Consider the following 15,257-nt stretch of genomic DNA (forward strand, 5'->3'; position numbering starts at 1 on the left):
TTCAACCACACCCTCACCCGCACCGCCCTGCGCGCCACCCAGGCCGGCGCCTACGACGTCATCCACGCCCACGACTGGCTCGTCGCGCACACCGCCGTCACCCTCGCCGAGCACCTGGACCTCCCCCTGGTCACCACCATCCACGCCACCGAGGCGGGCCGGCACCAGGGCTGGCTGCCCGAGGAGATGAACCGCACCATCCACGGGGTCGAACACTGGCTCAGCAACTCCTCCATCCGGGTGATCACCTGCTCGGGTTACATGCGCGACCAGGTGACCGCGCTGTTCGACGTACCTGCCGGCCAGGTCGACGTGGTGCCCAACGGGGTCGACGACCGGGCCTGGCGGGCCCGCCCCCGAGCGGTCGCGTCGGCCCGGGCACGGTTCGCCGGGGACGGCCCGCTTGTCGGGTACGCCGGCCGGCTGGTCTACGAGAAGGGCGTCCAGCACCTGGTGCACGCCATACCCCGGCTGCGCGAACGGCACCCGGGGCTGCGCGTGGTGATCGCCGGCGACGGCCCGTACCGCACCGAGTTGGAGGCGGAGGCCCGGCGACTGGCGCTCAGCTCGACGGTCCGGTTCACCGGGTTCCTCGACTCCACCCAACTACCGGCGATGCTCGGCGCCACCGACGCGACGGTGGTCCCCAGCCTCTATGAGCCGTTCGGCATGGTGGCGCTGGAAGCGGCGGCCGCCGGAGCGCCCCTCGCCGTGGCCCGTACCGGCGGCCTCGCCGAGATCGTCGAACCCGGCGTGACCGGGGTGACGTTCCCGCACAGCGACCCGGACGCGCTCGCCGGCGCGGTCGGCCAACTGCTCGGCGACGAGGTCTTCGCCCGGCGGCTGGCCCGCCGGGCCCGCACGATGGTCGGCGAGCGGTACGGCTGGGCCACCATCGCGGCCCGCACCGCCGCCAGCTACGCCACCGCCCGCCGCGAACACGGCCCCGTGCAGGCCCGCCGCGCCGCCGCCCGACTGAGTGCCGGACGGACCCGCATCGCCATCCCGGAAGGGAACCTGCTCGCTGCCGCCGACCACGCCGCCTGCTGAGCCAAGTCGGTCGACCGATAGGTGACTTCCGATCCGCTGGTTAGGGTGTAGCCCGGACAGCGGCTGAGGAGGAGCGTGCACAGGTGCTGATCGCTGGTCGGTACCGGCTGCTCGACCTGGTGGGTCGCGGGGGCATGGGTCGGGTGTGGCGTGCCCGCGACGAGATGCTGCACCGCGAGGTGGCGGTCAAGGAGATCGTCCCACCGAGTTGGTTGGCCGATCATGAACGGGACGAGGTGCGCTCACGCACCATGCGGGAGGCGCGCGCCGCGGCCCGACTCAACCACCCCGCAGTGGTCCGGCTCTACGACGTCGTCGCGGTCGACGGCAGCCCGTGGATCATCATGGAGTACGTCCCGTCCCGCACCCTTCAGGACGTCGTCGACGCCGAGGGGCCGCTCGAGCCGGCCCGCGCAGCCCGGATCGGGCTGGCCGTGCTCGACGCGCTCCAGGCCGCACACACCGTCGGAGTGCTGCACCGCGACATCAAACCGCAGAACGTGCTCGTGGCGCACGACGGGCGGGTGATGCTCACCGACTTCGGGCTGGCCACCTTCGACGGTGGCGACGGCGCGATGACCCGCCCCGGCATGGTCTTCGGCTCCCCGCAGTACGTGGCCCCCGAGCGGGCCGCCGAGGGGGTGTCCACGGTGGCCGCCGATCTGTGGTCGCTCGGGGCGACCCTGCACGCCGCCGTGGAGGGCAAGTCCCCGTACGCCCGCAGCACCGCGATGGCCACCCTGAGCGCGCTGGCCGCCGGCCCGCCCGACCCCGCCCCCCACGCCGGGGCGCTCGCGCCGGTGCTGGAGGGGTTGCTGCGCCGCGACCCGCGCGAGCGCCTCGACCACGACGCGGCCCGTCGGTTGCTCACGATGGCCGCGACTGGCCGCGCCGACCTGCCGCCGGCGACCGACCGGCCCTCTGGTGACCGGCCGGTGCCCGGGCTGATCGCCCACCCCGCCGCCGTCGACGGCGACCAGGACCCCACCATCCCGTTGCCCGATCCGTCCGACGAGCCGAACCCCGCCCCGACCGCAACCGGAGGGGCCTCCCCCGCGCCGGGCGCGGACCGGGCGGCCCGGGGACCGGCCACCCGCCGGCTGGCACTGATCGGTGTGGCGCTGCTGGTGGCCGTCGCGGCCGGTGTCGGTACCGCGCTGACCTTCGCCGACGACAAGCCCGGTGACACGGTCGCCTCGTCCTCCCCGCAGCCACCGAACCGTCCAGCCGACAACAGGCCGGACGGACCAGGCGGACCGGGCGGACCGGGCCCCGACCGGCCTGGGCCGCCGCCCAACGGACGGGACGTCCCCCCGCCGCCGTTCGCGTGTGTCCGCCCGCATGTCGCCGGCACGCCGGTGCTGGCCGGCGACCCGGCCTCCGGCGAACAGTTCCGGCCACCGCCGGGCTGGGTCTGGCACGCCGACACCACAGGCTTCCGGGTCTCCGTGCCGGCCAGCTGGTACTACTCCCGCGACGACGGGGTGGCCTGCTTCCAGGACCCGGCGACCGGCCGGGCCTTCAGCGTCGCACCCGGCAACAGCGCCGACCCTCTGGTCCGGCTCCGCGCGGCCCGGGACGCTGCCGCCGGGGCCGGGGCGTTGCCGGGGTACGACGAGATCCGGCTCGCCGCCAGCGACGGCGGGGCGGAGTGGGAACTCCGGTGGCAGGCCCCCTACGGCGCCCTGTGGCTGCACGCTCGGCAACAAACTGTCGCTGCCGGCCGCTGGACGCTGGCCTGGATCACCCACGACGAGGACTGGGCCGGGGCCGCAGCCGACTGGAAAAAGGTGCGAGAGAGTTTCCGACCACCCCGCTGACCTGCACCGTATGGCCATGATCGAGACCACCGTCCGTCGTGGATCGAGGCCGCTCAGTGGATGAATTAGCCGCCATTGGTGGCTATCGTGGATCCCGGGGTGACCGAGGGGGAGCGACCGTGCATCAGTTGCTGATCGCGGGTCGGTACCGGCTGCTCGACCTGGTCGGCACCGGCGGAATGGGCCGGGTGTGGCTTGCTCGCGACGAGATGTTGCATCGCGACGTAGCAGTTAAGGAGGTCGTGCCGCCGTCCTGGCTGGCCGAGACCGAACGCGAGGAGTTGCGGCTACGGACCCTGCGAGAGGCACGCACCGCCGCTCGCCTCAACCATCCCAATGTGGTCCGCCTCTACGACGTGGTGCACGACCGGGAGAGCCCCTGGATCGTGATGGAGTACGTGCCGTCGCGATCGGTGCAGCAGATCATCAGCGCCGAGGGGCCGCTGAGTCCGCAGCGCACCGCCCGGATCGGGCTGGCGGTGCTCGCCGCGTTACGCGCCGCCCACGCCGCCGGGGTGCTGCACCGCGATGTCAAGCCGCACAACGTGCTGGTCGCCGACGACGGGCGGGTGGTGCTCACCGACTTCGGGCTGGCCACCTTCGACGGCGGCGAGGGTGTGATGACCGGGCCCGGCACCGTGCTCGGCTCGCCGCAGTTCGTCGCCCCCGAACGGGCCCGCGAAGGGGTGTCCGACGCGCGCACCGACCTGTGGTCGCTGGGCGCGACGCTCTACGCCACTGTCGAAGGGCAGTCACCGTACGCACGGTCGAGCGCGATGGCGACGCTCAGCGCGCTGGCCACCGAACCACCGGACCCGATGCGTCGGGCCGGCCCGTTGCGTCCCGTCCTCATCGGCCTGTTGCAGCGCGACCCCTGGCGGCGGTTGACCGCCGCCGAGGCGGAGGCGCTGCTGCGCACCGCCGAGGCGAGCCACGACGAGCCCGCCGCGTCGACCCGCTCCACGGCGGTCGCGGCGGTCCGTGACGCCGGACGGACCAGGACGACCCAACCGGTCGAACCGGTCGCCCCGTCGGGCGAGCCGGCCACACCGACCCCGAGCCCGCGGCGCCGACCCGGCCGACGACGGCGCCTGATCGCCCTGGGTGGTGCTGCTGCCGCTGTGCTCGTCGCGGGAGGCGTCACGCTCGCGCTGGTCAACCGGCACGACGACCAGACCCCCCCGTCCGGCTCGGGCGGTGGCGCGCCGACCTCCCGGCCGGCCGCGTTCGCCTGCACGTCTCCCCCGCCACCGTCGGCGACCCCGGTGGTGGCGGTGTCACCGCCACCCGGCGTGAAGTACGGGCTACGCGAGGGCTGGACCTGGTACGACGACCCGAGCGGGTTCCGGATCGCCGCGCCGGTGGGGTGGGCGCGCTGGACCGAGGGCTCGGTGACCTGCTTCCGGAGATCCGGCGGGACCCGGGTGCTCAGCGTCGAGGCGGGGCCGGCCCGCCCCGATCCGGTGGCCCACTGGGAGGCCGAGGAGGATCGGCTGACCGCCAACGCGGCCTTGCCGGACTATCGCAAGGTGGACATCTCCGCGATGGACATCTTCGAGGGCGGCGCGGTGTGGGAGTGCGGCTGGCAGAACGCCCTCGGCGTTGCGGTGCACAGCTTCCGCTTGCTCGCCAACACCTCGGCCGACCGCTCCTACACCGTCTCGTGGTTGACAGAAGAGTTCGACTGGCAGGTCAACGCGGCATACTTGCCGATGATCCGGCAGAGCTTCACCCCCACCTTGTAGCGCGGTCCGATGTGGACCTTCTGGGTGATGCCCCTGCGACGCCGACGCTTACTACAGTGGCGTAGTTTTGGGCGCTCAAGATCCCTGGGGAGGGTGAGCCGAGATGATGGGACCGCAACACGCGCTGTCCGGCGCGGCGGTGTGGCTGGCTGGCTCCTGGGCACTGGAGCAGTTCGCCGACTACCACCAGTCGCCGCTCGCGTTGGCGGTGGGCACCGCGGTGTGCGCCGGCGGCGCGCTCTTTCCCGACCTCGACATGTCGGGCAAGGTGACCAAGAACCAGGGTGGGGCCACCGTGGCCCGTACCTTCGGAGTCTTCTCGCTCTTCGCCGCCGAGGTGATGGAGAAGATCTCCCTCGGGGTCTACTACGCCACGAAGCTCAGCAAGGACCCACGCCGCAACAACGGGCACCGGACGCTCACCCACACGCTGCCGTTCACCGTGCTGGTCGGCTGGGGCACCACCGCCCTCTGCGCCGCGTACGGCAAGTGGGCTGTCATCACCATCCTGTTCTTCATGTTCGGCCTGGCGCTGCGCGGGCTGTTCGACGAGTGGGCCGAACGGGCCGGCTGGGTGATCATCACTCTCGCGTCGGCCGGGGCCGCCTGGTTCACCTTCGCCAACCTGCCGGGCGGACGCGGCTATCCATTGATCGGCACCGCGCTCGGCGTGGGCTGCTTCGTGCACATCCTCGGCGACATGATCACCAGGGCCGGCGTGCCGATCCTCTGGCCGATCCCCATCAAGCGCCGCATGTGGATGATGATCGGCCTGCCGAACAGCATCGCCCTGCGCGTCGGCAGCAAGGCCGAAGTGGTCGGAATGCGCATCGCACTGACCGTCGTCTCCGCGCTCGCCACCGTCGGCCTGATCGCGCCCTCGGTGCTGAGCCGATTCGACATCGACATATGACGGATGCGGCGCCGGTGCCGGCTGGCACGGCCGGCGACCATCTGCCGGTCCCACCCGACGCGGACGACCGCGTACCGGAGTTCTGCCGTGCCCTTGGGCTGCCCGGCCTCGCCGACGTGCACGTGCACTTCCTGCCACCACGCCTGCTGCGTCGGGTGTGGGCCTACTTCGACGCCGCCGGGCCTCTGGTCGGCACCGAATGGCCCATCCTCTACCGCTGGAGCGACGCCGAACGGGTCGCGCACCTGCACCGGCTCGGGGTGCGGGCGTTCAGCGCCCTGGCGTACGCACACCGACCGGGCATGGCGGCGGAACTCAACCGCTGGACGCTGGACTTCGCCCGCGACACCCCCGGATGCCTGGCCTCAGCCACGTTCTACCCTGAGCCGGACGCCCCCGGGTACGTCGAGGCAGCCCTCGCCGAAGGCGCCCAGGTGTTCAAGCTGCACCTACAGGTCGGCGGCTTCGCGCCGACCGATCCGGCGCTGGACCCGGTGTGGGGGATGCTGTCCGACGCGGGTGTGCCGGTGGTGGTGCACGCCGGGCACGCACCGGTGGGGACCTCCCACACCGGCCCGGAACCGTTCGCCGCCCTACTCGCCCGCCACCCTCGACTGACCGCCGTGGTGGCGCACATGGGAGCTCCGGACTACCAGGCCTTCCTGGACCTCGCCGAGACGTACGAGCGGGTCCAACTGGACACTACAATGGTGTTCACGCCCTACTTCGACCAGTTCGTTCCCTACCCCGCCGAGGAGTTGCCCCGGTTACGCGAGTTGGGGCTGGCCGGCAAGGTGCTGCTGGGTAGCGACTTTCCGAACATCCCGTACCCGTATGCCGACCAGGTGACCGGGCTCGCCCGACTGGACCTGGGCGACGACTGGCTACGCGCCGTCTGCTGGAACAGCGCCGCCACCCTGTTCAACCTGCCCTGACCCTCGCCCGCCGCGCCCCACAGGCCCGCGCCCACGCCTTCGCCCTCGCCCCACCGGGCCGCGCCCCGCGCGCTCACCCCACCGTGCCGCCCCGCACGCCCCCCACCGCACCCCGCACCCCGCACCCCGCACCCCGCACCCCGCACCCCGCACCCCGCACCCCGCACCCCGCACCCAAGATCGTGCTCGATCCTTGATGTAGTGGCCTCCACGACAATCCAAGGGACTACATCCAGGATCGAGCACGATCTTGCCGCCGCCCGGCCCGCTCACTCGCTTGACCCGCAGCCAAGATCCGCGCAACTACCCGGAAGTTGCCGCCTCCGGCGAATGGGAGGCAGCAACATCCCCGATGTTGCGCGGATCTCGACCGTGACCGTCCTCTGCGACTGACCGACCGGGCACGGCGCGGCGCGGACCGACCAGGAGTAGCGCGTGGCGCGGCGTGGACTGGGCGAGGGCCCGGCACCCTTCCAGCCTGGCCGCGCGCAGGGCGCGCTCGGGAGGGACGGGCGCGGGGCTCCGCGCGCCCCTGAATTCTTTTCGACATCGGCTATTGACGTCGCCGTAACAGGTGGCCTAGCGTCCTGTCGAACCGCTTCGTCGAAACGCTTCGACGAAGTTCGGGAGCGGTCCCACCCCAGGCCGGAGGAGGTGCGCGGTGGCCACCATGCACGACGTCGCCCGCCTCGCACAGGTCTCGGTCAGCACCGTCTCGTACGTGCTCACCGGCACCCGGCCGATCTCGCAGGCCACCCGTAACAAGGTGCTCGCCGCGATGGCGCAGCTCGACTACCAGCCCAACGCGATGGCCCGTGGGCTGGCCAGTCGCCGCAGCCGGATCCTCGGCCTGCTGATGCCGATGGACGAGCGTGGCCTCGGCGCCACCGAGACCGCGTTCGTCACCGGTGCAGCCGCCGCGGCCAGCGTCGCCGGCTACCACCTGGTGCTCTCGCCGGTCGGTGGGGGCAACCTCGACGACCTGCGTCGGCTAGCCAGTCAGCGGATGCTCGACGGGGTCGTGCTGATGGAGGTCCAGCTGGCTGACGAGCGGGTCACTGTGCTCCAGGAGGCGGGGGTGCCGCTGGTGCTCATCGGCCGCACGGGCGACACCAGCACGCTCTCCTACGTCGACATCGACTTCGACCAGACCGTTCGGGAGGCTGTCGCGCACCTGGTCGGCCTCGGGCATCGGCGCATCGTCTACGTCAACCACTCGGCCGCGACGTTGGCCAGCGGTTACGGGCCGGCGTTGCGTACCCGTGACGCCTTCACCGCGGCGATGACCGGGCACGGCCTGGAGCCGGTGATGATCGCGGCCGAGGACAGCGCCGCCGGCGGGCGGGCCGCGCTGGCCGCCGCGTTCGCGCAGGCCCCGGAGCTGACGGCGGTGTTGGCGATGAACGAGACGGCGATCTTCGGCATTCTCGGTGAGCTGACCGGCCGCGGGTTGTCAGTGCCCGACGACGTCTCCGTCGTCTCGATGGTCACCTCGCCGCAGGTCGCCGAGCTGGCCACCCCGGCGCTGACCGCGATGACGTCACCCGGTTCGGCGCTCGGCCGGATCGCGATCGAGGCGCTGACGCGCCAGCTGGATGGCCCCGCTGACCTTCGTCACCAGCAACTGCTGCCGTGCGCGTTGGAGGTCCGTGGGTCGACCGCCGTGCCCCGAAGCCACCAGCTGATGGGGGCCGATCAGTAAATGGCCCGCCGCCGCGCTGCAACGCGACGACGGGCCCCGTGAAGTACCGGCTAGATACTCAACGAGGAGGATGCTAATGCAGCGATTCCACCGGCTCGTCGCCGCGATCGCCCTGGCGGCGATGGCGACGACCACCGTCGCCGCGTGCGGCGGTGGTGACAGCGGGGACGACAGTGACGCCAAGACCCTCAAGCTCTGGCACTACGAGAGCGAGAACAGCGCCATGGGGGTCGGCTGGGACCGGGCGATCGAGATCTTCAAGTCCGAGCACCCGGGCGTGGAGGTGCGCTTCGAGCGCAAGGCGTTCGAGCAGATCCAGCAGAACGCCGGCATGATCATTAACTCGTCCGAGGGCCCGGACATCATGGAGTACAACAAGGGCAACGCGACCGCCGGGCTGCTCTCCTCCCAGGGCCTGCTGGCCGACCTGAGCAGCGAGGCCGACAAGCGCGGCTGGGCCGGCAAGCTCAGCCCCAGCCTGCAGACCACCGCCCGGTACAGCGACAAGGGCGTGATGGGCTCCGGCAAGTGGTTCGGTGTGCCGAACTACGGCGAGTACGTCACCGTCTACTACAACAAGGACCTGTTCCAGAGCAACGGCGTCAAGGTCCCGACCTCGATGGCGGAAATGACCGCCGCGATGGACACCTTCGTCGGCAAGGGCATCACTCCGCTGGGCATGGCGGGTGCCGAGTACCCGGCCGGGCAGCTCTTCTACCAGCTCGCCCTCTCCAAGGGCGACCGGCAGTTCGTCGACAACTACCAGCTCTACAAGAACCCGGTCGACTTCAAGGCCGACCCGCTCAAGTACGGCGCGGAAACCTTCGCCCAGTGGGTGCAGAAGGGCTACGTCGCGAAGAACTCGGCAAGCCTCAAGGCCGAGGACATGGGCACCGCCTTCATCGGCGGCAAGGTTCCGATGATCGTCTCGGGTAGCTGGTGGTACGGCCGGTTCAAGACCGAGATGAAGGCCAACTGGGACACCTTCCTCTTCCCCGGCAACACCCTGCAGGCCGGCTCCTCCGGCAACCTCTGGGTCGTCCCGGAGAACAGCAAGGCCAAGAGCCTGGCGTACGACTTCATCGACATCACCCTGCGTCCGGAGATCCAGGACCTGATCGGCAACAACGGTGGTGTTCCAGTCGCCGCTGACGCGTCGAAGATCAGCGACCCGAAGGACCGCAAGCTGATCGAGGACTTCAACACGGTCAGCAAGTCCGACGGGCTCGCCTTCTACCCGGACTGGCCGGTCCCCGGCTACTACGACGTGCTGGTCTCCGGCTTCCAGGGTCTGATCAACGGCTCGAAGTCGCCCGACCAGGTTCTCGACACGATCGCCAAGCCGTACGCCGATGGCGTCAAGGAGATCACCGGCAAGTGACACGGCGAGCGGCGGGCGCGACCGGCACGACCGGTGCGCGCCCGCCCGCCCCGCCGGGAAGGATCTTCCATGGCAGTCTCCGAGACGGTCGCCGCCACACCGCCGGCCGCGACCCCCACCCCGCCCGCGCCCAGCCGCAGACGCCGCGGCCGCAACGCGGCGTACTGGCTCTACCTGCTCCCCGGAGCGGTGCTCTTTCTCCTGGTCATCGGCGCGCCGCTGGTCGGCACCCTCTACCTCTCGTTGACCAAGTGGTCCGGCATCGGCGACCCCCGGTGGGTCGGCCTGGACAACTACCGGCAGTTGCTCCAGGACGACGTGTTCTGGGCGTCGTTCCGCAACACCGTCTGGATGCTCGTCGCGATGGTGGTGGTGCCCACGGTGCTGGGGCTGCTGCTCGCCGCGGTGCTCTTCGACGTCGTCGGCCGCCGGTTCAAGCCCCGCACCGCCGCCGCGCTACGGGCCGCGTTCTACCTCCCGCAGGTGCTGCCCGTCGTGGTGGCCGGCATCGTCTGGGGCTGGATCCTGCGCCCCGACGGCGCGTTCAACAGCCTTCTCGACGTGGTCGGTCTCGGCGCGTTACGCCATGACTGGCTCGGGGACCCGGGCACCGCCCTGCCGGCCGTGATGGCCGTGATGATCTGGGTGCAGATCGGCTACCCGGTGGTCGTCTTCATGGCGGCGTTGCAGCGGGTCGACCCCGAGCTGTACGAGGCGGCCGAGGTCGACGGCGCGAACTGGCTGCACCGGTTCCGGGCGATCACCCTTCCGCAGATCCGGCCGGAGACCTTCGTGGTGGCCCTCACCTGCACCATCGCCGCGTTGAAGGTGTTCGGGCCGATCTTCGCGCTGACCCGGGGTGGTCCGGACAACGCGACGAACGTGCCGAGCTACTTCGCCTATTACACGTTCTTCAAGAAGCTGCAGGTTGGCTACGGCTCCGCGATCTCCACGGTGCTGACACTGATCATCGTGGTGGTGGCCGGGGTCTTCATCTGGATGCAGGCCCGCAGCGAGCGCCGGGACCGGGGGTTCTGACATGGCCGTCACGCTCACACCGAGCCCGGCGGCGGTGACGCCGGCCCGGCCCGTACGCGATCGACACCACCGTGGCGTCAGCCGCTGGGTGGTGCTCGCCCTGGTCACCCTCGGCGCGCTCGTAATGCTGGTGCCGTTCGCGTTCATGCTGCTCAACGCGTTCAAGTCGCCCGGCGACTACTCGTCGGGCGGCCCGCTGAGCTGGCCGACGGAGTTCTACACCAAGGGTCTGCGCACGTACTGGACCGCTGTCAACTTCCCGCTGAAGTTCTGGAACTCGGCGGTCATCGCCGGCTCGGTGGCAGTGCTCGGCGTCGCCGTGTCACTGCTCAACGCGTACGCGCTGGGCATCGGCCGGGTCCGGGGCCGGCTGTGGATCGTGGGTCTCTTCCTGCTGGCCAACATGCTGCCGCAGGAGGCGCTGATCTACCCGCTGTACTACGCGGCGAAGCAGGTCGGCCTCTACAACACCCAGCTCTCGGTGATCATCATCTTCACCGTGATCCAGAGCGCGTTCGGCACGTACCTGCTCGCCTCGGTGATGGGCACGTTCCCGCGCTCGCTGCTGGAGGCCGCCGCGCTGGACGGCGCCGGCAAGTGGACGGTGCTGTGGCGGGTGGTCTTCCCCAACCTGCGGCCCACCCTCGCGGTGCTGCTCATCTTCTTCTTCATCTGGACGTGGAACGAGTTCCTCATCCCGCTGGTCATGCTGATCGACAACCAGACGCAGACCATTCCGGTCGCGCTCGCGTCGTTGCAGGGCGACCGGCTGATGGACGCTCCGACCACCAACGCCGGCGCGCTGATCAGCCTGGTGCCGGCCATCCTCTTCTTCCTCATCTTCCAGCGCACTCTGGCGCGCGGCATCACGGCAGGAGCCGAGAAGTGAAGTTCACCGACGGGTACTGGCAGCTGCGCCCCGGCGTCAGCGTCCTGCGCCCCGGCATCGTGGAGTCGGTCGAGCCGGACGAGCGCGGCTTCACCGTCTTCGCACCGACCGGTCAGATCACCGGCCGCGGCGACACCCTCAACCGCCCCCTGGTCACCGTCCGGTTCTTCTCCCCCGCCCCCGGTGTCATCGGCGTGACCATCGCCCACCACACCGGAGGGTTGCCCCGCGAGCCGCACTTCGGGCTGAGCACCGACGACACGCACCCGGTCACCGTCGACGTCACCGGGCTCAGCGCGACACTGACCTCCGGCGAACTGACCGCGCGGGTCGCGCTCATCGACGGGTGGCGGGTCGACTTCCTGCACGGCGACCGGCTGGTCACCGCGTCCACCGCACGCAGCATCGGCGTCGTCACCGACGCCGAGGGCCGCCGGCACGTACACGAACGGCTCGCCCTCGGTGTCGGCGAGACGGTGTACGGGTTGGGCGAGCGCTTCGGCCCGTTCGTGAAGAACGGGCAGACCGTCGACATCTGGAACGCCGACGGAGGCACCGCCAGCGAGCAGGCGTACAAGAACGTGCCGTTCTACCTGAGCAGCGCCGGCTACGGGGTCTTCGTCGACCACCCGGAGCACGTGTCGTTCGAGGTCGGCTCCGAGGTCGTGGCTCAGACCCAGTTCAGCGTCGAGGGCCAGTCGCTCACCTACTACGTCATCGACGGACCCCACCCGAAGGACGTGCTGCGCCGCTACACCGCCCTCACCGGCCGTCCGGCCCGGATCCCCGCCTGGTCGTACGGCCTCTGGTTGTCGACCTCGTTCACCACCTCGTACGACGAGAAGACGGTGACCGAGTTCGTCGACGGGATGGCCGAGCGGGGGCTGCCGCTGTCGGTGTTCCACTTCGACTGTTTCTGGATGCGTCAGTTCCACTGGGTCGACTTCATCTGGGACCCGGCGACCTTCCCCGACCCGGAGGGGATGCTGCGCCGGCTGCACGAGCGCGACCTGAAGGTGTGCGTCTGGATCAACCCGTACATCGCGCAGCGCTCCTACCTCTTCGAGGAGGGCCGCGAGGCCGGTTACCTGGTCCGTAACCCGGACGGTTCGGTCTGGCAGTGGGACAAGTGGCAGGCCGGCATGGCGCTCGTCGACTTCACCAACCCGGACGCGGTCCGCTGGTTCACCGGCAAACTCAAGGCCCTGCTGGACATGGGCGTCGACTGCTTCAAGACCGACTTCGGTGAGCGCATCCCGACCGACGTGGTGTGGCACGACGGCTCGGACCCGCAGCGTATGCACAACTACTACTCGTACCTCTACAACAAGGCCGTCTTCGAGCTGCTGGAGACCGAGCGCGGCGAGGGCGAGGCGGTGCTGTTCGCCCGCTCGGCCACCGCCGGCGGGCAGCAGTTCCCCGTGCACTGGGGTGGCGACTGCGAGTCGACGTTCGGCGCGATGGCCGAGTCGCTGCGCGGCGGGTTGTCCCTGGCGGCCTCCGGCTTCGGCTACTGGAGCCACGACATCGGCGGCTTCGAGGGCACTCCCGACCCGGCGGTGTTCAAGCGGTGGGTCGCCTTCGGGCTGCTCTCCTCTCATTCCCGGCTGCACGGGTCCGGCTCGTACCGGGTGCCGTGGGCGTACGACGAGGAGTCCGTGGACGTGCTGCGGCACTTCACCCACCTCAAGCTCGGCCTGATGCCGTACCTGGCAGCCGCCGCCCAGGAGGCGCACCGCGACGGGACGCCGGTGATGCGCCCGATGTTCCTGGAGTTCCCGGACGACCCGGCGACGACACACCTGGACCGGCAGTACATGCTCGGCCCGGACGTGCTGGTCGCCCCGGTGCTCAGCGCCGACGGCGACGTCACGTACTACGTACCCGCCGGCACCTGGACGCACCTGGTCACCGGCGCGCAGGTCACCGGCCCGGCCTGGCTGACCGAGAAGCACTGCTTCGACAGCCTGCCGGTGCTGGCCCGACCGGGCGCGGTCATCCCGTTCGGCTCGCGCACCGACCGACCGGACTACGAGTGGGCCGACGATGTGCGGCTGCGGGTGTACGCACCGGCCGAGGGGCAGCGGACCCGGGTACGGGTACCGTCACCCGGCAACGGGCCGGGCGCCGAGTTCGACGTGCGCTACGAGGGTGGGACGGTCAGCGCCGAACTGGTGGCCGGCACCTCGACGGGCTATATCTGCGAGATCCAGGGGACGGAACGATGACGCAACACCACTTCCCGGAGAGCTTCGTCTGGGGCTCGGCGACGGCCGCGTACCAGATCGAGGGCGCGGCGACCGAGGACGGGCGCGGACCGTCCATCTGGGACACCTACAGCCACACACCGGGTCGAACCCTCAACGGTGACACCGGTGACGTGGCCGCCGACCACTACCACCGGTGGGCCGACGACCTCGGGCACATCGCCGACCTGGGGCTCGGGGCGTACCGGTTCTCCATCTCCTGGCCCCGGGTGCAGCCGGGCGGCTCGGGCCGGTTCAACCAGGCCGGCATCGACTTCTACTCGCGGCTGGTGGACGGGCTGCTGGAGCGGGGCGTCCGCCCGGTCGCCACCATGTACCACTGGGACCTGCCGCAGGAGTTGGAGGACGCCGGTGGGTGGGCGGCGCGGGAGACCGCGTTGCGCTTCCAGGAGTACGCGGCGGGCATCGTCGGTGCGCTGGGCGACCGGGTGCACACCTGGACGACGCTCAACGAGCCGTGGTGCTCCGCGTACCTGGGCTACGCCTCCGGCGTACACGCGCCGGGTCGGACCGAGCCGGCGGCGGCGCTGGCCGCGGTGCACCACCTCAACCTCGCGCACGGCCTGGCCGGTCGGGTGGTCCGCGAGCTGGCCCCCTCCGCCGAGCTGTCGGTGACCCTGAACCTGCACGTCATCCGGGGTGCGTCGGACTCGGCCGCCGACCAGGACGCGGTCCGGCGGATCGACGCGTTGGCGAACCGGGCGTTCCTCGGCCCGATGCTGGACGGGGAGTACCCGGCCGACCTGCTGGCCGACACCGCTTCCGTCACCGACTGGTCGTTCGTGCGCGAGGGCGACGAGAAGCTGATCGCGGTGCCGCTGGACGTGCTCGGGGTCAACTACTACTCCAGCACCCTGGTCCGGGCGTGGGACGGGGTGTCGGCCCGCTCCGACGCTGACGGGCACGGCGCGTCGACCTCGACGCCGTGGGTCGCCGCGGAGAACGTCGACTTCCTGCCGCAGCCCGGCCCGTACACGGCGATGGGTTGGAACATCGACCCGCCGGCGCTGACCGAGCTGCTGCTGCGCCTCCAGCGCGAGTACCCCCACCAGCCCATGATGATCACCGAGAACGGCGCGGCTTTCGACGATGTGGTGTCGGCCGACGGCCGGATCCACGACGACCGGCGGATCGACTACCTGCGTCGGCACATCGGCGCGATGGCCGACGCCCGCGCGCAGGGCGCGGATGTGCGCGGCTACTTCGTCTGGTCGTTGCTGGACAACTTCGAGTGGGGCTACGGCTACGACCGTCGCTTCGGCATCATCCGGGTCGACTACGACACCCAGGTACGCACCTGGAAGGACAGCGCCCACTGGTACCAGCGTCTCGCCGCCACCGGCGAGCTGGACCAGATCGCGGAGTAACCCCACCCCACCCACGCCCCCGTCTCCGTCCCGTCCCGTCCCCGTCCCGTCCCCGTCGATCTTGCACTTTCTGTCCCGACAAACGGGGCAATCACCCGTGATTCGGCAACAGGAAGTGCAAGATCGGCGCGGCGCGGCGGGGCGGGGCGG

General features: G+C 70.7%; 11 protein-coding genes. All 11 read left to right on the forward strand.

The window, feature by feature from the left end:
• The coding region (locus AB0B68_RS15385) for a glycosyltransferase family 4 protein (RefSeq protein WP_357260437.1) at window positions 1-1,050 on the forward strand (1,050 nt) is incomplete at its 5' end.
• An 83-nt stretch (window positions 1,051-1,133) separates the two neighbouring features.
• Entirely contained in the window at window positions 1,134-2,870 is a 1,737-nt protein-coding gene (locus tag AB0B68_RS15390; RefSeq protein WP_357260440.1) for a protein kinase, read from the forward strand.
• A gap of 119 nt (window positions 2,871-2,989) precedes the next feature.
• Complete coding sequence (locus AB0B68_RS15395; protein WP_357260443.1) at window positions 2,990-4,615, forward strand: serine/threonine-protein kinase; 1,626 nt, start codon at window positions 2,990-2,992, stop codon at window positions 4,613-4,615.
• A 103-nt stretch (window positions 4,616-4,718) separates the two neighbouring features.
• Entirely contained in the window at window positions 4,719-5,528 is an 810-nt protein-coding gene (locus AB0B68_RS15400) for a metal-dependent hydrolase (RefSeq protein WP_238672615.1), read from the forward strand.
• 41 nt (window positions 5,529-5,569) lie between these two features.
• Complete coding sequence (locus tag AB0B68_RS15405; RefSeq protein ID WP_357260621.1) at window positions 5,570-6,463, forward strand: amidohydrolase family protein; 894 nt, start codon at window positions 5,570-5,572, stop codon at window positions 6,461-6,463.
• A 670-nt stretch (window positions 6,464-7,133) separates the two neighbouring features.
• Complete coding sequence (locus AB0B68_RS15410) at window positions 7,134-8,165, forward strand: LacI family DNA-binding transcriptional regulator (RefSeq protein ID WP_357207158.1); 1,032 nt, start codon at window positions 7,134-7,136, stop codon at window positions 8,163-8,165.
• A gap of 76 nt (window positions 8,166-8,241) precedes the next feature.
• Window positions 8,242-9,546 (forward strand): extracellular solute-binding protein, encoded by a 1,305-nt coding sequence (locus AB0B68_RS15415; RefSeq protein ID WP_357207150.1) that lies wholly within the window; start codon window positions 8,242-8,244, stop codon window positions 9,544-9,546.
• Window positions 9,547-9,615: 69 nt separating this feature from the next.
• Window positions 9,616-10,584: a sugar ABC transporter permease gene (locus AB0B68_RS15420; RefSeq protein ID WP_357260446.1), complete on the forward strand. Its 969-nt coding sequence runs from the start codon at window positions 9,616-9,618 to the stop codon at window positions 10,582-10,584.
• A 1-nt stretch (window position 10,585) separates the two neighbouring features.
• Window positions 10,586-11,473, forward strand: a complete 888-nt coding sequence (locus AB0B68_RS15425) for a carbohydrate ABC transporter permease (protein WP_357194323.1) — start codon at window positions 10,586-10,588, stop codon at window positions 11,471-11,473.
• The gene (yicI, locus tag AB0B68_RS15430; RefSeq protein WP_357260449.1) at window positions 11,470-13,701 is read left to right on the forward strand and encodes an alpha-xylosidase; all 2,232 of its coding nucleotides are present in this window, start codon (window positions 11,470-11,472) and stop codon (window positions 13,699-13,701) included. Before AB0B68_RS15425 ends, yicI begins: the two co-directional genes overlap by 4 nt.
• Window positions 13,698-15,107, forward strand: a complete 1,410-nt coding sequence (locus tag AB0B68_RS15435) for a GH1 family beta-glucosidase (protein ID WP_357194329.1) — start codon at window positions 13,698-13,700, stop codon at window positions 15,105-15,107. The genes yicI and AB0B68_RS15435 overlap by 4 nt, the downstream gene beginning before the upstream one ends.
• Window positions 15,108-15,257 lie beyond the last annotated feature (150 nt).

Source organism: Micromonospora sp. NPDC049049, assembly GCF_040649115.1.
GTDB lineage: Bacteria > Actinomycetota > Actinomycetes > Mycobacteriales > Micromonosporaceae > Micromonospora.

Bases quoted from the DNA above. Each gene is read 5' to 3' on its own strand.
- AB0B68_RS15415 (WP_357207150.1), top strand. From the start codon at position 8,242: ATGCAGCGATTCCACCGGCTCGTCGCCGCGATCGCCCTGGCGGCGATG.
- AB0B68_RS15400 (WP_238672615.1), top strand. From the start codon at position 4,719: ATGATGGGACCGCAACACGCGCTGTCCGGCGCGGCGGTGTGGCTGGCT.
- AB0B68_RS15425 (WP_357194323.1), top strand. From the start codon at position 10,586: ATGGCCGTCACGCTCACACCGAGCCCGGCGGCGGTGACGCCGGCCCGG.
- AB0B68_RS15410 (WP_357207158.1), top strand. From the start codon at position 7,134: ATGCACGACGTCGCCCGCCTCGCACAGGTCTCGGTCAGCACCGTCTCG.
- AB0B68_RS15420 (WP_357260446.1), top strand. From the start codon at position 9,616: ATGGCAGTCTCCGAGACGGTCGCCGCCACACCGCCGGCCGCGACCCCC.
- AB0B68_RS15435 (WP_357194329.1), top strand. From the start codon at position 13,698: ATGACGCAACACCACTTCCCGGAGAGCTTCGTCTGGGGCTCGGCGACG.